This is a genomic window from Hyphomicrobium sp. 99, from assembly GCF_000384335.2.
Lineage (GTDB): Bacteria > Pseudomonadota > Alphaproteobacteria > Rhizobiales > Hyphomicrobiaceae > Hyphomicrobium_B.
In genome coordinates, this window is the sequence record NZ_KQ031382.1 from 2,726,035 (window position 1) to 2,746,401 (window position 20,367).

At 57.9% G+C, this 20,367-nt stretch carries 16 protein-coding genes; 10 read left to right on the forward strand and 6 right to left on the reverse strand.

Features of this window, described 5'->3' with window-relative positions:
• Positions 1-12: 12 nt before the first annotated feature.
• From G359_RS13215 to G359_RS13230, 4 genes are all read left to right on the forward strand, one after another.
• Positions 13-1,158, forward strand: a complete 1,146-nt coding sequence (locus G359_RS13215) for a response regulator (RefSeq protein WP_045836507.1) — start codon at positions 13-15, stop codon at positions 1,156-1,158.
• Between the two features lie 134 nt (positions 1,159-1,292).
• Complete coding sequence (locus G359_RS13220; RefSeq protein WP_045836508.1) at positions 1,293-2,690, forward strand: class I SAM-dependent methyltransferase; 1,398 nt, start codon at positions 1,293-1,295, stop codon at positions 2,688-2,690.
• 4 nt (positions 2,691-2,694) lie between these two features.
• Entirely contained in the window at positions 2,695-5,334 is a 2,640-nt protein-coding gene (locus G359_RS13225) for an ATP-binding protein (protein ID WP_045836509.1), read from the forward strand.
• Positions 5,315-6,556 carry a response regulator gene (locus G359_RS13230; protein WP_045836510.1) on the forward strand — a complete coding sequence of 414 codons (1,242 nt, stop codon included), beginning with the start codon at positions 5,315-5,317 and terminating at the stop codon, positions 6,554-6,556. Before G359_RS13225 ends, G359_RS13230 begins: the two co-directional genes overlap by 20 nt.
• A gap of 109 nt (positions 6,557-6,665) precedes the next feature.
• On the opposite strand, the gene G359_RS13235 is transcribed toward G359_RS13230, so the two are convergent.
• Positions 6,666-7,097: a TetR/AcrR family transcriptional regulator gene (locus G359_RS13235; RefSeq protein WP_245280025.1), complete on the reverse strand. Its 432-nt coding sequence runs from the start codon at positions 7,095-7,097 to the stop codon at positions 6,666-6,668.
• A 172-nt stretch (positions 7,098-7,269) separates the two neighbouring features.
• Between G359_RS13235 and G359_RS13240 the strand changes: the two genes are divergently transcribed.
• Both G359_RS13240 and G359_RS13245 read left to right on the forward strand, forming a co-directional pair.
• Positions 7,270-8,691, forward strand: coding sequence for a coniferyl aldehyde dehydrogenase (locus G359_RS13240; RefSeq protein WP_045836511.1), 1,422 nt, complete (start codon positions 7,270-7,272; stop codon positions 8,689-8,691).
• An 83-nt stretch (positions 8,692-8,774) separates the two neighbouring features.
• Positions 8,775-9,212, forward strand: coding sequence for a dihydrofolate reductase (locus G359_RS13245; protein ID WP_045836512.1), 438 nt, complete (start codon positions 8,775-8,777; stop codon positions 9,210-9,212).
• 66 nt (positions 9,213-9,278) lie between these two features.
• Here the strand turns inward: G359_RS13245 and G359_RS20080 are convergent, their stop codons facing one another.
• Entirely contained in the window at positions 9,279-9,512 is a 234-nt protein-coding gene (locus tag G359_RS20080) for a con-10 family general stress protein (protein ID WP_045836513.1), read from the reverse strand.
• Positions 9,513-9,758: 246 nt separating this feature from the next.
• On the opposite strand from G359_RS20080, the gene G359_RS20530 reads away from it, so the two are divergent.
• Positions 9,759-9,926 (forward strand): hypothetical protein, encoded by a 168-nt coding sequence (locus G359_RS20530; RefSeq protein ID WP_156150770.1) that lies wholly within the window; start codon positions 9,759-9,761, stop codon positions 9,924-9,926.
• Here the strand turns inward: G359_RS20530 and G359_RS13255 are convergent.
• Together G359_RS13255 and G359_RS13260 are read right to left on the reverse strand one after the other, a co-directional pair.
• The gene (locus G359_RS13255) at positions 9,923-10,606 is read right to left on the reverse strand and encodes a DUF2076 domain-containing protein (protein WP_045836514.1); all 684 of its coding nucleotides are present in this window, start codon (positions 10,604-10,606) and stop codon (positions 9,923-9,925) included. The two genes, G359_RS20530 and G359_RS13255, sit on opposite strands and share 4 nt — an antisense overlap.
• Before the next feature lie 680 nt (positions 10,607-11,286).
• Positions 11,287-13,818: a TonB-dependent receptor gene (locus G359_RS13260; protein ID WP_045836515.1), complete on the reverse strand. Its 2,532-nt coding sequence runs from the start codon at positions 13,816-13,818 to the stop codon at positions 11,287-11,289.
• 478 nt (positions 13,819-14,296) lie between these two features.
• Here G359_RS13260 and G359_RS13265 point away from each other — a divergent pair, with 478 nt between their 5' ends.
• Positions 14,297-14,668, forward strand: a complete 372-nt coding sequence (locus G359_RS13265; RefSeq protein ID WP_156150771.1) for a hypothetical protein — start codon at positions 14,297-14,299, stop codon at positions 14,666-14,668.
• A gap of 103 nt (positions 14,669-14,771) precedes the next feature.
• Here the strand turns inward: G359_RS13265 and G359_RS20535 are convergent, their stop codons facing one another.
• Together G359_RS20535 and G359_RS13275 are read right to left on the reverse strand one after the other, a co-directional pair.
• Positions 14,772-15,074 carry a hypothetical protein gene (locus G359_RS20535; protein WP_156150772.1) on the reverse strand — a complete coding sequence of 101 codons (303 nt, stop codon included), beginning with the start codon at positions 15,072-15,074 and terminating at the stop codon, positions 14,772-14,774.
• Between the two features lie 170 nt (positions 15,075-15,244).
• Positions 15,245-16,672, reverse strand: a complete 1,428-nt coding sequence (locus G359_RS13275; RefSeq protein ID WP_245280026.1) for an FAD/NAD(P)-binding protein — start codon at positions 16,670-16,672, stop codon at positions 15,245-15,247.
• A gap of 821 nt (positions 16,673-17,493) precedes the next feature.
• Here G359_RS13275 and G359_RS13280 point away from each other — a divergent pair.
• Together G359_RS13280 and G359_RS13285 are read left to right on the forward strand one after the other, a co-directional pair.
• Complete coding sequence (locus G359_RS13280) at positions 17,494-18,957, forward strand: tetratricopeptide repeat protein (RefSeq protein ID WP_045836519.1); 1,464 nt, start codon at positions 17,494-17,496, stop codon at positions 18,955-18,957.
• A 57-nt stretch (positions 18,958-19,014) separates the two neighbouring features.
• Positions 19,015-20,331 (forward strand): NtaA/DmoA family FMN-dependent monooxygenase, encoded by a 1,317-nt coding sequence (locus G359_RS13285; protein ID WP_045836520.1) that lies wholly within the window; start codon positions 19,015-19,017, stop codon positions 20,329-20,331.
• Positions 20,332-20,367 lie beyond the last annotated feature (36 nt).

Below are 20,367 nucleotides of genomic sequence, written 5' to 3' on the forward strand. Positions count from 1 at the left end.
GGATTCAAATCGATGACGTTAAAGGCAGAGACCTTGGCTGATAGAAAAAGCGAAACCATTCTCTTCGTCGATGACGAACCGCTTTCGCTGAAATACTTCAAAAGCTCGATCGGCAAATACGCCAACGTTGTCACGGCGAGTAGCCCAGAAGCAGGCTTGCAGATCCTGGCGACGGCCGGCAACGACATTTCAGTTGTCGTCAGCGACGAGCGCATGCCGCGTGACAGCGGCGTGTCCTTTCTGAGCGAAGTCCGAAAATCATGGCCCTCAACAGTCCGTGTACTGACGAGCGCCTACGCCAATATCGATAATCTCCAGCAGGCAATCAATGCGGCGGCGATCTATCGCTTCGTGCCGAAACCCTGGAATCTCGACGAATTATGCGAGGCGATGGAAGACGCCCTCCACGTCGAGCGGTCCGCTGCAGCCCTAGCCGAACCAGTGCTCGGTCCGAGCACTCGCGGAGACGCGGAAAGTGCAAATCTCGCCCTCCTCGGCATTCTCGCCAGCGGCCTCGAAGCCCCGTTGAAATCGCTGGATACCGAAGCGGAGCTACTCGCCGAGTTGAGCCTTCCCGGTTCGTTGGATTCTTCCAACCCCGTCGGGACGTCATATCTGGGATCGTGGGCATCCCGGCTGCGGCTTGGAAAGATGGCCACATCTGCTGCGCAAATCCGCCGTGACGTTGAACACTGCCGGTCGCTCGCAAGCTCCATTGGCAATCTCGTCCGCAGCCTCGCTGAGCCCGCCGTCACTCAAACGTCATCAATGGCCGACACCATTTCCGAAGTTGCCGAACAAGCTGTGATCTCTCACTCCGGTAGAGCCTTCGGCGGACCCGGCATCGGCCAGGACTTCGCCTACCGCATGCCCCGCGAGATTATGAAGTTCGTACTGACGAATTTGCTCCGCAGTGCGACAAAATCATCTTTTTCAAGCCTCGACACGTTCCCGAGAGTGGAATTGATTTCCGGTGCCGAACATAACGAGGTTCGAATCACTTCGGTGTTGGAACGTGAACAGCCTTTAGCGCTGGAAAATAATCAGTCGTGGAGGACGGTCCGCTGTGCCCTTTGGGCGTTCGGAGGCGAACTCCTCTCCTCCATTGATAAAACTTTGAGCACATCTACACTGACCATGTGCCTCCCGAAGGCATAATTCCTCGGGGTGTATCTCCAAGGCATTGATATTCCGAATTCATCTAAACGGTTTCTAAATTACGCAGGGCCAAACTGAACCAATGTGATAATCTTTGTTTACCCACATTGTCGTTCAGTTATGGAGCAGTCCCCTTGCGCATCGAACGAGATATTGATCGCACGGTCTCTTTTAGAAGCAGCCAGGGCACGGTCTTTCGCGGAACCCTGAGCAAGCTCTCAAGACGCAATATTGTCTTCGAGATCTACAATCCATTTTCACCCGTCCAGACCAGCGAGGTCCTCAGCGATCTCAAGGTGCGACGCGGCAAGAACCTCGTCTATCAGGGTGATGCGGTCGTAACCGGCATCGTCACCACGAGCATTCTCGTGGTCGTGTCCGCGACGCTGGTCAATCAGTGGTCCGCAGTCGACGCAATCATCTCGGACCCCGCCGGACTCGGATCCGAGGTCGGCCGTTTCGTCGATGAGTGGGATCGGGCTAACAAGCTCCAGCCGAACTATCAGCTCAAAGTCGCTGATCTCCGGTCATTTCTGAGCGACTTGAGCTTCTGGTTGGATCAGGTCGACCTGGCGATCGAAGGCGAACCCGGCGCGAGCCATGCCGTTCTCGACCCTGAAAGATATGAAGAGATCAAAGCGCCTGTGATGCCGCGCCTGACACAGCTCTTTCTCGAACTCGAGGAAGCGTGCCGCCAGCTCGAAGTCGACGAGGTCGAAAATCATAAGCAGCTGGCCCAGCGCGATCTGCTGCCGCTAATGATGGCTTCGCCCTTCTTCAACCGTGTCTATTCCAAGCCCCTCGGCTACGCGGGCGACTATGAGATGGTCAACATGATGTTCCGCAAGGAGCGTCGTGGAAAAACGACCTATGGCCAGATTATTAATGATTGGTTGCTGAACGGCGGACCACCCGAAGCACACCGCAACCGCATCTACATGCTCGGAAAGATGCTCGACAAGGCAGCTGAAGAAGCAGCGGCGGCGAACAAGCAACTCCGTATTTTGAACGTCGGCTGCGGGCCGGTGCAGGAACTCCAGCTCTTCCTTTCGAAGAACAAGGAAGCCCACCGCTTCTCCTTTGATCTGCTTGACTTTAACGCCGAAACGCTCGCCTACGCCAAACGCCAGATCGAGGCGGCGACAGCCGGCAGCGAAGAAGCGCCGAAGGTGACATATATCCTGAAGACCGTGCAGGATCTTTTGCGCCAAGCCATTGAGCTTCCGGAGAATTCCAAGACCTACGACATCATCTATTGTGCCGGCCTGTTCGATTACCTCTCCGACCGCGTCTGCACCAAACTGGTACGCCTGTTTTATCAGTGGTGTGAACCTGGCGGACGCGTGATCGTGACAAATGTGCATTCGTCAAACCCTGTGAAAGGTTTGATGGAGCATATTATGGAGTGGCACCTCGTGATGCGTGACGAGTCGGATATGGTCCGGCTTGCCCCTGATCTTGGGCCGCTAAAGATTTATACAGATGAGACGGGTATCAACGTCTTTCTGGAGATAGATAAACCGACCGTTTGACGGCATGGATGACAAGAACGACTTACGACGCGCCTTCGAGGCTGAGGAGCAAGAGCTTCGGCTAAGGCAGTCGAAGGTCGCTTGCATCCTTGGCATTGTTCTGATCCCCGCCGGGATCGTCCTCGATCGCATCACCTATTACAACCAGGTCAACACGTTGACCGGGATCCGGCTCGTTGCTGCGGGCCTGATTGCGATCATTTATGCTTTGCACTTCTGGGACAAGACAGCAGCCCATGTCCGCTATCTGACGATGGCGGGCCTGCTGATCGCCGTCGCGTCCATCGCGGTCATGATCGGCATCACGGACGGCGCGAACTCCACCTACTACAATGGCCTCTTCCTGATCCTGTTCGCAGTCGGCGTATTGGCGCCTATGCAGCCATTCGAGGCAGCGCTTCTCTGTATCTCGACCCTCGGGATTTACATCATCGCGTGTTTGCAGGTGCCCACCGCCGCCGACACGACGAAAACGTTGATGAACAACCTCTACTTTCTCGTCCTCACCTGCATCATTTCGGTCACCGCTGTTCATTTCAACTATCGGCGCCGCTTCAACGAATTCCGGCTGAAGTTCAAGCTCGCCTCACAGCATCAGGAACTGTCGGCGCTCGATCGGTTGAAATCTCAGTTCTTTGCAAACGTTAGCCACGAGCTGAGAACCCCGCTGACGCTTATTTTGGCGCCCGTTGAGCGGCTAAAAACCGACGTCGCGGCCCTAAGCCCGTCCGCCGAGCAGCTGCTGGACGTCATCGAGAACAATGCGCTTCGGCTGCTTCGGCTTGTGAACGATATTCTGAGCCTGATCCGCCTCGAGGAAGGCCGCGCTACGCTTTCCAAGAAGCCGGTCGATATGGCGCACTTCATGAAACACACGGCCGCCTCGATGAAGCATCTCGCTTCGCTGAAGGAGGTCAATCTCGAGCTGGCGGAGCCGACCGGCGATCTTCTGATCGATGCCGATCCGGACGCACTCGAGAAGATCGTAAGCAACGTCATCGCCAACGCGATCAAGTTCACGCCGCCCGGAGGCCGGATCGACATTTCGGCCCGGCGCGAAGACGATATGGTGACCATCAAGATTTCCGATACCGGCATCGGTATTCCGGCCGAGCAGCTACCGCACATCTTTGATCGCTTCTATCAGGTCGATGGATCCGCCACGCGCCGTCACCAGGGCCTGGGTCTCGGCCTCGCCCTCGTCCGGGAGCTGATTACGCGGCATGGCGGCGACGTCACAGCCACAAGCGACTCAGGGCACGGCACGACTTTCATTTTACGTTTTCCTCATGCACTCCAGATTACGCAATTCGACATGAGCAATTCCGAAGAGAAGCCGGATGGACTTGCCGACGATCCGCTGCGCACCTTCGATCGTAAAGCATCGGCGCGCGCCATTATGGTGAGTGACAACGCAACGTCAGGGATCGGCAATCTGAGCGATCCCAACGAGCAGGATGGTCGCATAGAGCTGCCGCTTCTGCTCGTCGTCGACGATGAACCGGATATGCGCCGCTATCTGGTTTCCATGCTTCGCGAAAACTATCGCATCATCGAGGCGCCCGATGGCATCACCGCCCTCGAAAAGGCGAAGGAACAAAAGCCTGATCTGATTTTGCTCGACGTCATGTTGCCAGGCGTGACGGGGCTAGAGGTCTGCCGCTCGCTCAAGGAAAGAGCCGAGACGCGAGCCATCAAGATCATCATCTTGACCGCGAGAGCCGACGAAGAAGCAAAGATCACCGCTCTGAAACATGGCGCCGACGACTTTGTCATAAAGCCATTCAGCGGCGTGGAAGTACGCTCGCGTATCGCCAACCTCATCAGAGCCTCGCAACTCGAAACCAACCTTCACCGGACGAACGCCGAACTCAAGCAAAGCCTGCAGCAGTTGCGTGAGACCGAGGCCGCCCTCGTTCAAAACGCGCGCCTCAGCGCACTTGGTACGATGGCAGCCGGCCTACTGCACGAAATCGGCAATCCGCTGAACTTCATGGGCACGGCGCTGCAATTGGCCGCGCGTGACCCAACGATTCAAGCTGATCCCGACACCGCGGATACGCTGAAGGACATCCACGCCGGCTATGAACGCATTCACCGCGTCGTCACCGACCTCCGAGGCTTCACCGCGCCGCATCGCCCCGAGCACCCACGGCCGTTCCATATGGAATCCGCCATCGACCATGCGCTTCGTTTTACGGCGCATATTCAGAAGGGCATTACGATAACAAGGAACGACGCACCGGATGATTTGGTCGTCGGCTCGCAGTCGACGATCGCCCAGGTTCTCGTCAACCTCATCGTCAATGCCGTCGCCGCAGTCCGCTCGATCGAAGAAGAACGTAAGCCTGAGATAACCATTGCGTCGGTTGTTGAGGGAGATGAACTGATTGTCTCTGTACGGGACAACGGGACCGGCATCGATCCCAAGATCCAAACTCAGATCTTCGACCCATTTTTCTCGACAAAAGAAGTCGGTGAAGGAATGGGCCTGGGCTTGGCAGTCAGTCACCGCATCATCGCGAACCATGGGGGTTCATTGACTGTTAAGAGTAGTCTTGGAGAGTGGACCGAGTTCCGTTTCAACCTCCCGATCTCGTCGGACAAAGAGAACCAGGTCTTCCATGGAGTCGTTTCGTACTGATCAGCCGGTTGAGATCCTGATCGTCGACGACGAGCCGCAGGCCGTCAAATATTTCAAGAAGGCGTTCGGCACGCGCTACGATGTGCTGACCGCGACGAGCGCCGACGAAGCCGAATCCCTCATTCTCTCCGGCAACCACAACATCGCGCTCGTCATTTCCGACCAGCGCATGCCGGGACGAAGCGGCGTCAGCCTTCTGAACCGTATTCGTAATGAGCGGCCCGACATCATCCGGATGTTGACGACGGCCTATGCCGATCTCGATAGCGCCATCGATGCAGTCAACAAAGGCGAGATCCTTCGCTACATTTCGAAGCCGTGGGATCTCCGCGTGCTCGAAGCCGAAATCGAGCAGGCGATCACCTTTTATCTCCTGAAGAACGAATACGACATGCTCCTGCGCGACAAGCTCAGCGCGTTGCATCGTACTCTTTTGCGCGATCGGATGAACGACCTCGCGATGCTGTCGGGGTTGCTGCCTTACAATAACGCGCCGCTGACGATGTATCAGTACTTGAAGGATTCGCTCGCCGAAACATCCTGGCGGCCGTCCGCACAAAAGGCTTGGTTGCAGCTCCGTATCCGCGATCACTGGCGTATTCCGGTCGAAGAGACCCAGCGCGCCGTCGATCTTTCAGGATCGTTGACGACGCCGCCGCTTTTGGCGGACGCTCAAGTAGCTGAAGTCGACTTGATCGCCACCCTGTCGGCATGCGCCGAAGCAATCAATAAGGACCTTGGCGCAAAGCAGGTCGTCATCCACGCCAACCGCAAGCAAATCTTCGTCTCCGCTGACCCGGCAGCGCTCAGTGAGATCATGATGCGCCTGCTGGATCCGATGAGCCAGTGGGCTGCCACCGGCAGCACACTGATCGTCAATCTCTCGCAGGAGATCGATAATGGTGACGTCGACATCCATTTCGAGCTCCGCAATTGCGAGCCCCACAGGTCAATGCAGGATTGCGTGCTTTTCACGCCGCCGCTGCACACGGCGCCGAAGCGCGCCAGCGACTATCTGAAGGCAACGCTTGCCATCGGCCACATCGGAGGCACGATAAGCTCGCCGCCCATGGAAAACGGCTACAAGCAAATCCACATTACACTACCCGCGCGCGCAAAGACCGGCGCCCATAAGATCAACGCGCTCCCGAAGCAGTGGCTGCAGGACCTGAGCGACGAGTACGAAAAGTGGGTACTGGGCACGCTCGAAATCGCAGCGTGAGCAACGCCAGCCAGACAGAACTAAGCGTTTAGTCCCTCGAGTAACTTTGTGATCGCCGCGTCCGATTCATTTAACAGCGGCGGCAGCTGGCGGCCGAGTTCCAGAACGGTCAATCCGTGAACAAGCGCCCATAGCGCGGCAGCCTGACTTCGACCGGCGCCCGCTTAAAAAGGCGCGCCCGCTGACCGCGCGTCAAAATGTCGGCAATAATCAAAACCGGAGCGCATGAAGCCTCCTTCAGCGAGGCATCACCGCTCTTGTCGATTTCCGAACTGAACATAAGTTCGAAGAGAGACGGGTTCGCGCGACCAAAATCCAGATATGCTTTTGCAAGCGCAATCAATTCGCTATGCGGAGAACCGCCGACCGGCAAAATCGCCGTGATCAGGTCCTCCTGCAGTTGACGATAACCCTGCAGTGCGAGTTCGGCCAGTAGCGCGGCTTTGTCGGAAAAGTGCTTGTAGGGCGCAGCATGGCTTACCCCCGCCCGCCGCGCCACTTCGCGCAGGGTGAAATGCCACGCTTTTCCCTCACGAAGCATCTCTCGTGCGTTTTCTATCAGCACGCGCTTGAGATCGCCGTGATGGTATGGTCATTCGAGCGGTTGGTGCACGAAAAGGAACCAATGTGTCAGCGATGACATGTGTTGACAGGGAGAACATCTCGCTCGCTAGCGGGCTATGTTTTCAGTGTCTACATCAGGAGATTTTTTAATGACGGCTCATGTTTCGGTCAAGGACGAGGGCTTTCTCCTTACCGGCTTCCTCAGCAAACAACGCGCCGCGTTTTTGAACGACGGCCCGCCCTCCGCTGCAGCCCGTCGCGCGGATTTGCTAAAACTGAAGCACGCACTGGTGAAACGCCGGACGGCCTTCGAAGCCGCCGTCAGCAAGGATTTCGGCTACCGCTCCGCGTACGAAACGCGGATCATGGAAATCACGCCGGTTATCCAGATGATCAACTACCTCCGCAGCAATCTGACGAAATGGATGCGGCCCGAGCGCCGCCGTGTCGCGCTTCACTTCCGCCCCGGCCGCACCCGCGTCATTTATCAGCCGCTCGGCGTCATCGGGATCATCTCTCCGTGGAATTACCCGATATCGCTTGCCCTGACCCCACTCGCGACCGCGATCGCCGCGGGCAATCGCGCCATCCTGAAACCATCCGAGTTGACGCCGGCGACGAGCGAGCTTCTGAGGTCCGTACTGCGCGAAATTTTCCCCGAGGAACAGGTCGCCGTCGTCACCGGAGGTCCTGAGATTGGAGCAGCCTTCGCGCGCCTCCCCTTCGACCATCTCGTCTTCACCGGCAGCACCAGCGTCGGCCGCTCGGTGATGAAGGAAGCAGCCGATAATCTCGTGCCGGTGACACTAGAGCTCGGCGGCAAATCTCCGGTGTTGATTGGCCCAGACGCCGACATCGAAGCAGCAGCGACAAGCGTCGCCTTCGGAAAGCTCGCAAATTCCGGCCAAACCTGTATTGCGCCGGACTACGTCCTGGTACCCGAAAAGGACGCCGCCGCCTTCGTTGCGTCCTTCGACGCAACGGCGCGCAAGTTCTATCCGCAGGGAGCGGCAGACAGGAACTACTCATCCATCATCAACGCGAAGCATTACAATCGCGTGCTCAAGCTGATCGACGATGCGAAGCAAAAGGGCGCAAAGGTCATCGAAGTCGCGGACAACGGCGGAGCAGAAACGCGTAAGCTCGCGCCTGTGATCGTGCTCAACGTCACCGACGACATGGCCATCATGCAGCAGGAAATCTTCGGCCCCGCGCTGCCCGTGATGACCTATCGCACCATTGACGATGCGATCGGCTACATCAACCGCAAGCCCCGCCCGCTGGCGCTCTATTATTTCGGCCAAAACGGCGAAGATCGCCAGAAGGTTCTGACCCGCACGACGTCAGGCAACGTCACCGTCAACGATACGCTGATGCATTACGTCCAGAACGACATCCCGTTCGGCGGCATCGGCATGTCCGGCATGGGCGCCTATCACGGGCACGAAGGCTTCAAATCGCTGAGCCACGCCAAGGGCGTGTTCGAGCAGAGCCGGTGGAACCTCGGCTGGCTTCTGCATCCGCCATTCAGCAAAACGACGGATGTCGTCATCCGCTATTTTCAACGGTGACTTTCCCTGCCAAATCGCATGTATTCGGCCGCCGTTGATCGCCCACGCGGTGGTGAAATTGAAAACCAAAAAAAGGAACTCGAATGCAGCAAACAGTGGTCAGGGTCATCTGCGCGATCGGTCAGTCCGGTCAGCTCGGCCTCAATGGAGAGCTGCCATGGGAAGGCAACCAAGACCCTGAATACGTGGCCGACGTCGCGCGTTTTTTCGACATCACGCGCGGCCACGTTTTGTTGGCCGGGCCGAAGACCATTAAAGCCGTACCGGAATTCGCGCGCACCGATCGCACGCTCTTCGTTCTGCGGTCCCACATGGACCCCGAAGAAACGCTCAAGCAGTTTGCGGGTCGCGTTGTGTACATCGGAGGCGGCCCGCCCGTTTGGGACATCTATGCACGCTTCGTTAGCCACTGGGATATAACGCGCCTGCCCTACGATGGTCCGGCGGACCGCTGGTTCAATCCCAATTGGCTGACGGCCGGCAACCACGCTGGCGCGCACGGCAGCGCAGCGTCGGTTTGAAATACAAAGGCCGGATGCGTTGCACGCGTCCGGCCCAAGCTACGAGGTGCGAGTGAATTTCAACCGCTAGTGCTGTCCGCCTTTGCGGCCGGCTTCTGCCGCTCGTTTGGGATCATTCCGAAAATTTCCGCCGCTCTCATGCCCGCCTTTTCGGCCGGCCTGGGACGCAAGTTCGTGATTTCGCGAAAAGCTGCGCTCATTGTCCGGAACGCTTGCGCCGCCCTTCCGGGCGATCTCACGCTGCTTTTCGGCATCCATCGATGCGAAGCCGCGTTTTGATGTTCTGTCCTCTTGAGCCATTTGAACTACCTTTTTGGAGTGAAATTGAATAATCGAGACACGTGAAGTTGCCCCAAATGCAGGCGCCGCTCAGCGACCGCGGAGCAACTGAAGGATCAACCTCTTTTTTCGTGCTCGGTTCCGACAACTCTCGTCGGCAAACATGACGTTTTGGCAAGAATGCTCACGAAGCTTGGCGCGCGCCATCGCACAAACCGCGTCCGTCATGCGGATTATCCAAGCAATTGCTTCGAATTTTGAGAACCGATGACGGGCGATGCACCGGAAAGGCACGCCGAGTTATTCCGCGGAATATGTACCCGGCACCAGAAGCAGCCGTGGCGACGCACCGTCTTCATGACAGGCCTCGCCACCGCCATTCTCGGCGTCCGCTATTCAATGCGCCGGTCGTCGCTGCTCCTTAAGGACGACTAGACATCGAAATCGTCGTTGTTACCCCAGCTGTCGTCGTCATCCTGCGCGTCTTGCATATCGTCCTGCGTAGCATCGGCATCTGCCAAGTCCCGCTGCGCCTGATCGCGATCATCATCCGCGTCCTGCGCTTGGTCCTGAAGATTATCGATCGTCTTTTGATCAGCCGCGCTGGCTCCGCCACCACCCGCCCAGGCCTGTCCGCCTGCTCCGCCTCCAAAGAGGCTCCGAATTCCATCAGCGAGAAACACGCCTCCCGCGACACCGGCAGCTGTCGAGAGTGCCGAAGATAAAAATCCGCCACCTCCCGCCGGGCGTGCAGGGGAACCCCAGGGGCTACTGGGTTGAGCTGGCGGCACCGCGTCCGAGGGTGCAGCCTGCGGGGACGACGCATATCGACTTCCGCTTTGAGGAACAGACGCGCCACCGAGGAAACTTCCGCCGCGCCCGGTTTGCTGCTGTTGCTGCCGTAAAGCGCCTTCCAGCTCTCTGATGCGAGCCTCCGCGCGTTCGACGGCCTGCTGCTGGACGATGACTGTCTGCGCAAGATAATATGGCGCATCCGGAGAGCGCCGCACGAGATCCTGGATGAGCGCTTGCGCTTCCAGATCCTTATCACCGCCATCGAAATTGCGGAGCCGCGCAAATAAATCCTCGATGAGCTGCTTTTCTTCCGCGTTCATGAGGTTAGTCTCCTTGCTTGGCCGTCTAGGCCGACTGTTCTGCAACGCATGTAAGAACCGGATTGCGGTAGTGACATGGGGGCAGAGATTAATTTTTGGCTGGGTTGATTGAACGGCCGAGGACCCAGCGCGGCTGCGCGTTTGTGGGAGCACCCCTGCCGTGACGGCCTCGGTAATTCGGTTTGAGATGAATCTGCCAGGAAGCGGGCCGCTTCTCACATCAGCCGTTCGGACTAGATAAAAAGACCAGAGCAACGCAACGAAGTTCGGCTCAGGTACGTTTCCGGAGAGTAGGCTTTGGTGTGCCAGCGAAGGGATCGACGGATACTCACGTTCGCCCCAGCTCATCCGGTACCGAAAGCGTTAGCGCCCTCATCCGTACTCCCCAGCGCAACGGAAAGCCCGGCCGTCCTTGCGGTATCTTCGGGCTTCCAATCCAGCACGGCCTAGCGACAGAACCATTCTGTCCGTTTCAACGGAAAAGGCGCTATATCTATCCGAGTACGTCCTTTGTTGGGAGAACGGTGATGGATAAAATCGTACTGCCCCTGTTGTTCATCTTATTGGTGATCCTCTGCACGGCAATTTTCCACATGGCCAATGTTGCGTCCTAGGCCTGAAATGAAAAAAGCGGCCCTTGCAGGCCGCTTTCGCATTTCTGGGTTGAGCTACGTAGAGACTTAGAATTTCACCTTCACGCCGCCGTAAGCCGCAAACGGGAGGGCCGGCACGATAGTCCGCGGGTTGTTCTTGTCGAACTCGACACCCGTCACTGGTGTCAACTCGTTGGCATCGTCTACGCTGAAATAGGTACCGTAAAGCGAGTAGCGATTGTCGAGCAGATTTTCGATCAATCCGTAGACCTGGATATGATCGGTTATGTCGTAAGACGAGTGCAGATTGACCTTGGCGTAGCCCGCAAGCGGCCGCGAGAGATTAGCCGCGTCCTCGAAGAAGAACTGCGAGCTCGCGGCGATGACGTCTGCACCGAACTTCCACTTCGGCGTCATCCAGTAGTCGAAACCTGCCTTGAAGGTGTGGGCAGGAACGCCCGGAATTCGATCGCCCTTGCTGACGAAGGTGCAGTTTCCTGTATCTGCAGTCGGGTCGTTCGGATCAAGAGGGCATGGCTCCACGCCGGGGCCTTCCGGATGATTAGGAGCCGGGAAGAATGGAATCGCGGATTGGAACGTAGCGTCGGTATAAGTGTAGTTTCCGTACGCAAAGAGGCGCTTCGACCGATAGGAGAGGTTCGCCTCAACGCCCTGACGCAACGTTGTGCCGATGTTCTGGAAGTAGCCGCGGCCCGTCTGCGTGGAGGCGGCGCTGAAGATGTCATCGGAGTTCTCAGTCCGGAACAGACCGACACCCCAGTTCCATTCCGATCCGTTCCAATTATTGACTGTGCCGCGGAAGCCCGTTTCCCAAGTGCGAGAAACGACCTGCTTCAACGGCGGATCCGATGTCAGGAAGCTCTCGATGAGGCACGGGTTTTCAGGATCCGAGCACGCAATTTCCGCAGCCGTCGGAGCGCGGTTGGCTTCCGAATAACCGCCATACCAATTGAGCGCCGGATTGAACGAATACGTCAGACCGGCAGACGGATTGAAGCGGCTGTACTTGTTGACGCCATTGAGGAGGTCGTTTTCCGCATCACCCGTATTCTCGATCTCGATGCGCGCGTAATTGTAACGGCCACCGACCGTCAAGGCGAGCTTATCCGTGATGTTGAACGTATCAGCGAAGAAGGCTCCGAAATAATCGTTCGTCGTTGACAAAGAGCGGGGATCAAAATCTTGCGATCCCGTCATGATTGTGCCCGTCCCGCCGACGACGAACTTCGGCTGCATAAAGCCGAGTTCACTTTCCGCCGTATAGGCTACTCTGCCGCGATCATAGCTTACGCCGACAACGAATTGGTTGTTGTGACCGAAGAGCTTCGCCGTCTCCGTGGCCTGAAGGCTGATACCCGCCCCATCAGCATTCTGTGACGTGTGGTCGATCGTGGCGTAGGACGCAGTAGGGTCGAAATCGATTGGCGCGCCGTGGGCATCCAAAACTTCTTCATCACCCGAACAAAGGTGGCCGTTGCAGTCTTTCGGATCGTCGAACAGGTTGCCGTCCAAGTGCTTCTGATTGAAGTGGCGATAGTACGTGACACCGGAGAAGGTCAGCGTATCGGTTGCCTTGACCTTACCGTTCACCGAGTACATCTGCATCTCGTTGTCGGTCGTCTGCGGTGATGTGAACGTCAGTCGCCTGCTGATGTCGAGAAGCTGCTCAGGCGCTGCGGCCGTCACGCCGACATGGTTATCGGCACCCGTGAAGTTGAAATGGAACTCAGCCCGGTCCCCTTTGACGCCGAGGTCGAAATACCCTCTGCGCACCTCGGCATCTGAGAAGTCGCGGAACCCATCATCGTTGATGGCCTCGAACGCTCCGTACATACCCCAATTACCGCTACGCAAGCCGGCCTCCGCAGAGACTTGCTTGCGGCCGAACGAGCCAAAGCGCGTATCGATGTCCGCGCCCTGGTAATTGAACCCGTCCTTCATGTCGATGACGACTGAACCACCCAGCGCATTGAGACCGAAGACCGGATTGCCGGTCACCAGCGCAACATTATTGATCGCATTCGACGGCAGGAAATCCCAGTTGACGATATCGCCGAACGCTTCGTTGATCCGGACGCCGTTCTGATAGACCGCGAGCCCCTGCGCGACACCATTCACAGGCGACGCATCGAAGCCACGATACTGAATGTTGGTCTGGAATTGGTTGCCCTGCACGTCGGTGACGATCAGGCCGGGAACCTGACTCTGCAGCGCATCCTGAAGGATGACTGCTCCATCTCTCTTGATGTCCGAGGAATTCATCTGGAAGACGCTTCCGGGAACTTTATCGACCGGAATTTCACTGCCCCCCAGCGGCGACATCTTCACGGTACTTGCCTCGGCGTTCACCGGCGTTGCATCGCCTGCGGGAGGCGCGCTCGCAGCGGCGACCGGCGCGGCCTTCTCGGGCTTCTTGGCCTGCTTGACGGGCTTCGGCTTAGGCTTCGCCTGCTCTTGGATTACCTGAACTTCAGGAAGGGTCTCTACTGCTGCCGGAGGAGTCTGGTTTGCATTCCCTGCGTCCTGCGCAAGCGCAGGTCCCCAATGACCGATCAACAGCGCTACGGCTGCCGCCGAAGCAAATAACTCACGAGTCATCCCCTGACTTCCCCATTTTCTTGGCGCTCTCCCGATGCCTGCCAAGCATCGAGTTGCAGCGCGAACATCCCAGTAATCACGACTCTGACTACTGCCCCGGGGACAAGGAACGGATTTAAAACGAATGGGTCAATCCAATGATCACCCCGAGTTTTTCCCGAGGATACCATTCGCTGAGCATAAGTTGCATTGAAGCAACGAAGTTGCTGAAATCGGGAAAAATTCCCTGTCGCGGCGGGAATTATCATGGCGTCTGCATACCCGGCTCAGCCGGGAGCGGCAGTGTGAACGAGCTGCGGGAGATGCTTCCGCGAGGATAATCCATCGGCTCTGTGACGATGCGACCGGTTAAATTGCCGATCTCGATACAATCGCCCGACGCTCGCAAACCCCACACAATATTTTACGCGGGTTTAATGGCTCAACTGCTGTGATGGAAACCGCTTACTATTGTGCGTCCTAGACTTCGGAAAATCTGGTGTCTCTTTCCCTCGCAAATTCCCTAACCGACAAATCCAATCCCGCTGGGTCATCTATCAAGACCGTGGTGGGCTTTTTAGGATGCGGAATTCTAATCGCTGCATTGGTCAGTCTATTCTTGCCGTCCCACGAGGAAAGGATCGTCACGCTCGCGAAGCGGCAAGTTCTCAATCGCCTTACAAATCCGGAAAGCGCCGTCTTCGCCGAAGTCCGCGTCGCTGAGGAACGGGTCAAAGCCTGGACATCGATCGCCATCCACGGCTGCGTGAGGGAGCGCAATGCCGCCAGCGAATTCCCGATCTGGAGAGGCTTTTCCGTCGAAGGTGACGAGGTGAGCTTTCGCTCGGTCTATTGCCCGTTCCTTCCCTGATCGATAACAGCGCATCATCGCGAAAGGTCCGCAGACAAAACGGCGGGCGCGCTGTTTGCACTCCCGCCGCCATTCTCAAGCCGCTCGGCTTTCCGCAATTTGCTTATCGCCAACGGCCGTCGCCGCGTGGGTCGCGCCGATCGTCCCAGCCGTAACGATTGCGATCCCGCTCGAAGCGGTGATCACCCCGCCAGTGTCGGCGCCAGCCTTCGTCACCGCCCCAGCGATGCTCATGACGCCACCAAGGGCGACGGCCTTCATAGTATCCCTCGTCGTGGACGCGCTGAACGGTTGAAGGACCGCGATAGGCGTTGTTGCCCACCGCAAAGTCCGCCTTCGCTTCGGTAAGGCCTGCGAACGTTGTCAGGGCTAGAGCTACCGGCAAAAGCGCAAGAGTGCGTTTCATGACTTCCTCCCTCAAGCGCGCTCACATGGCCGCTTGATCAGAGTCGCATTCAACATCAACGCCCCGCAACCCAGGCTGAACAGACGGTTTACCCGCCGTTGGGAAGCTCGCCGCAAGGCCGCCATGATTTGCGCAGCGCCGGCTCAGAAAGCGCCAGGCGCCCCCGCGCTCTATCGATCCGCCGTAAGCTCCCTGATGTCTGAGGCGCTTGCGGCAGTCGCACCACGCAACCGCGTCACCTGATTTGCCACTCCGTTCGCGACTACGACCGAAAATTCGCTGACCTGAGGCAGTCCCATCAGCTCGCCGATTGTCCCGCGAGCGAGCGGACCCGCGATAAACAAACTCTGATTGGGCCCGTCATCGGAATTCAGCGCATGTCCGGCCGCGTCGCACGCGATACCGAGGTGCGTCGGATCTTCCCGTAGATGACCGGCAGCTTTCAATCCGGCGAGATACGGTTGCGATGAGAGAACCTCATCGTGAGCCGGACCGGTTGTGGTGATGATATGATCCACCGCTTGAACGACACGTTTGCCCGATCGCCGCAACCGAAGAACGACCTCGAGATTTTCCGGGCCACTACGAACCTGATCGACGCTCGCCGCGACGATGGTCAACGACCCGTCAGCAATCCGGCGAACGATGATCGCCTCTGGTTGAGGCGCAACGCGAAAACGATGAACATCCCAGTACGGGCGCAAGTGTCGAACAATCCTCCGCCGCTCTTGCAAGGGCAGCGCCGGCCAAAAAACTTTGGCGTGAGCGCGCACAGAATCGATGACTGAGTGCCAAGTCACGCCTTCCAAATCAGCATCGGCAATTGCCGTACGCACGCGACGGAGCAAATCGCGCGCGGTTTTTGGAAGCGGGTCGCTGAAATTTCCGAATGGATCGGCAGGATTCGCGGAGTGGCCACGCGAGCGCAATCCCCTGCGCGATATCGCAATGACCTCGCCCCTGTGACCCTGCGCATCGAGCGTCGCGACAACATCGGCCATCGTCAAGCCAGTTCCCACGATCAGCACTCTCGCTCCGGCATCGATCCCTGCCAAAGCATCAGCTGCCGTTGCGTCAGGTATCAATCGCGGATCACCCTTCAGGGCTCTCGCAATGACGGCGGGCACCCGCGGTGGGGGATGCGTTGTTGCAACGACGACAATGTCCGCATACACGTCGGCACCCTGGCCGCGGACCAACCATCCTTCGCCATCTTTCGCAACCGAAGATACCCGCTCTCGAATATGTTCGATGGCGCCACGTGCAATCAACGGCCGTAGCTGTTGCTCCATGTAGCTGCCGAAGACGGACCGGTTGGGATAAAGATTTCCGTCGCTGCCCGTCGCCTCCAAGTCACCGGCGGTCGCATGACTCTGATCGATCCAACGCCGGAAATGCGCTTCGTCATCCGGAAGAAGGCTCATCTTATGCGCGGGGACGTTGATCCGGTGATGCGGGTCGCTGTCGCCATAAGCCAAACCGGAACCGAGTGTCGGACGAGGCTCGAAGACGACGATGCGAACAGGGATCCGGCGAAGAGCAAGATGGTAAGCAACCGACGCGCCGGAAAAGCCACCACCGACAATCGCGACCGTCACTTGTCGAGGTACTCCGCTCATGACTTTCCACCACGAGCAGCCAGCGACCAATCGCCGGCCATTGTCTCTGCGAAGGTCACGACGTCCGTAGCCATTGTCGTCGACGGCTGGTGCGTGACGCGTGGCAATTTCGGCAAAGGCAGCTCCGCAATCCTGTAAGATTTTACGAGGCGGGATAACCCGAGAGGATGAGGGGATCAATGCCGATGCGTCGATGTTCCTCGATCCGCTCGACGACCCTTTCGGGATCTCTGGCGAGAGCTCTGTCCGGATCCGCCACGAGCGAATCCGACGCCGTGTAAAAACGCGCGCGCCAGAGAGATCGAGCGATAGAGCAGGACCAAGCTCGCCTAACACTGCCAAACGGAGAGTTCTAAATAAGAATTTCCGAAATCGTTATGAAGTTTGGCGCGGGTACGCAGAACCAGCGGACGACAACAATCCAAGCCGAGCCCTCGCCTCGTGCGGCAAAAGGTGCGTACGGCAAGACAATCCAGCAGAGGTCCATCTAAGCTTAGCAATTCTAATCAGTTCTCACATTCGTTTCTCGTGAGTAAATCGACTTCCGTTTTAAGCGCAGTAGTGTGGAAGTTGACAGATGACCTAAATCAGCAACCGCGAGGATGCTGCTCAAATTCCGGGTGCTCCCATGCACCACGTATCGCGGAACGATCTTGCTGCTGAGACCGCAGCCGAGATCACAAGACGCAATTGAACAACCCGACCGAAGTTAAACGGCGAATGACCTCGCCGAACGGACGACGCTTGCGACAAACCAAGGATGTCGCGCCGCCGATTGACTCGAAGAAACGAGAACGACGATGGAACTCGATCAACAGGGACTGGCGCTCACCGGCGCGACCAACAACGGCGCGGAACTTTTTCGCAGCGCTCTCGACGAACTGGTCTATTTCAAATCCTCAGTGCTTTCGACGCTCGATAAGGCGATCGCGGAAGACCCAGGCTTCGCTCTTCCCTATTTCGCACGAGCCTATCTCGACCTTTTCATGACGGAGCCAAAGTTCGCGAAGCACGCGAAACTGACGATCGACGAACTCAAGTCAAAGGTCGATATCAATAAGCTTCCGAGCAGAGAACGGCATCACGCGGCCGCGATCGAAGCATGGATAGAGGGCGATCTTCGCAAGTCTGCGCGCATCCTTGATCAGCTCGGCCTTGATGAGCCACGCGATATCTTGGCCCTCCGCATCGGGCACGAACTCGACTTCTTCTCCGGCAACAAGAGAAGTTTGCGCGATCGCGTCGCACGCCAACTGAGCGCGTGGACGCCATCGGACGCTCACTATGGCATCGTGCAAGGCTGCTATGCCTTCGGCTTAGAGGAAAACGGCCAGTACGAACGCGCCCAAGAACACGGCTTGATTGCGTTGAGCGTACGTCCCGACGACGTTTGGGCGCTCCACGCCGTAACTCACAGCTTCGAAATGCGCGGCGCTATCGCTGACGGACTTCGCTTCATGAGCGACCGCAGCAACGATTGGGCGGAAGGCAATCTCTTCAGCGCACACAATTGGTGGCACAAGGCTCTGTTCAACACCGACATCGGCGACTATGCGACCGCATTCAAAATCTACGACGAGGCCATCTTCAACCAGGACTCGCCGAAGATTGCGCTCGTCCTGCTCGACGCCTCCTCATTGCTTTGGCGCCTCCATCTTCTCGGCGTACCTGTTGCCGATCGCTTCGCAAAACTCGCAGCTGCATGGGAGGCCCTGGAGCCAGATCCCTTCTACGTCTTCAACGATGTCCACGCCGTCATGGCCTACATCGGCAGTGGCCGCATCGCCGATGCGCGCGCTGTAGTAAGCCGCCTCGAGCGGTACGTGACCAGTGGCCGCCAAGACTCGAACAATTACCACAACACTATTCGTGTCGGGCTCCCGCTTGCGAAAGCGCTCGTCGCCTTCGGCGAAGAGCGATACGGAACGGCGTTGGAACTTCTCTACGGTGTCCGCGAAAACGCGATCGAGTTCGGCGGTTCCGAAGCTCAGCGCGACGCAATCGACCGGACGCTGCTTGAGGCAGCGATCAGAAGTGGTCGCGCGAATTTGGCCAACGCGCTCGCTTCGGAGCGGATCAACCTCAATCCGCACAATCCTTACAACTGGTCGAAGATGGCCGAAGCCCTTCGGTTGTCGAACGCCGTTGAGCGTGCGCGGGAGAGCGACACACGATCGCAAGCTCTCAAAGCCGAAGTCTTCCAGGCCGTGACCCCAGGGCATGCGCAGAGCGGCGCCCCAATCGGTTCACCTCTCCAACACTGACAAAATAGAAACCCCTCCTCTCCCCCACACACCAAACGTCAAAAGGACAGACTCCCCGTGTCATCTAAGAAATTCCACTTGGGTTGGTTCACGAACTTCACTGCAGACGAGTGGAACGAACCCTTCTCGAATGGCGGCGATTCCTGGGACGGAAAATTCCACATCGAGATGGCTCAATCTCTCGATCGCGCCGGCTTCGACTTCATCATGCTCGAAGACAAGCTCGCCATCCCCGAAGCCTACGGTGGCAGCTTCGAAGTCTACCTGAAGCACGCACTCGGCATGGCGCCGAAGCATGACCCAGTTCCCCTTGCAACGTTGCTTGCTGCCTCGACGAAAAATCTCGGCGTCGTCGCAACCATGTCCACGCTCGGCTATCCGCCATTTCTCCTGGCGCGCCTGTGCTCGACCATCGACCATTTGGCCGGCGGACGCTTCGGCTGGAACATCGTGACGAGCGCTGAGAACTCTGCTGCGCAAAACTTCGGCTTGGATCGCTTGCCGCCCCGCGAGGAGCGCTACGAGAGAGCCCACGAATACATGGACCTCGTCTTCAAGCTGTTCGATTCCTGGGAAGACGGCGCCATCATTCGCGACCGCGCATCGGGCACCTACGCCGACTTCAAGAAGGTCCACACGATCAACTTCGAAGGAAAATATTTCAAATCGCGCGGCCCCTTGAACACAGCGCGGTCGCCCCAAGGACGACCGACGCTTCTTCAAGCCGGTGGATCACCAACGGGCCGCGACTTCGCGGCACGGTACGCCGACGCCATCATTGCAGTGAGCGGCGGCGTCGAAGGAATGAAGGAATACCGCGACGACATTCGCGCCCGCGCCAGGAAGCACGGACGCAATCCCGATGATATCAAGGTGATGTTCCTCGTGACACCCGTGCTCGGCGAGACCGAACGCGAAGCGCGCGACAGGCACGATCGCATCACCGAAGCGCCGGGCTTCATCGAGCAGAACCTCGCATTGATCTCCGCGATCACCGATATCGACTTCAAAAAGTTCGATCTCGACAAGCCGTTGCCGGAGCGCCTCGTCACCAACGGCGAGCAGGGTTCGCTTGATATGTTCCAGCAATGGGGCACCAGCAAATCCCTGAGGCAGCTCGTCGTCGAGGCCTCCGGCGGCATCTGCGCCTCGATCGAGCTTGTCGGAACGCCTGATCAAGTTGCCGATCAAATGGGCGAAGCGATGGAGCAGGTCGGCGGCGACGGCTTCCTAATCACGACGCCGAGCCTCTCGACCAACCGCCGGCATATCGCGGAAGTGACCGACGGTCTCGTACCGGCTCTGCAGCGCAGAGGTCTGGTCCGCGACGGCTATACCCACAAGACGCTGCGCGAAAACCTACGCGCCTTCTGAAGCATCAACTCACGACCTTCCACTAGCCCCTCACGA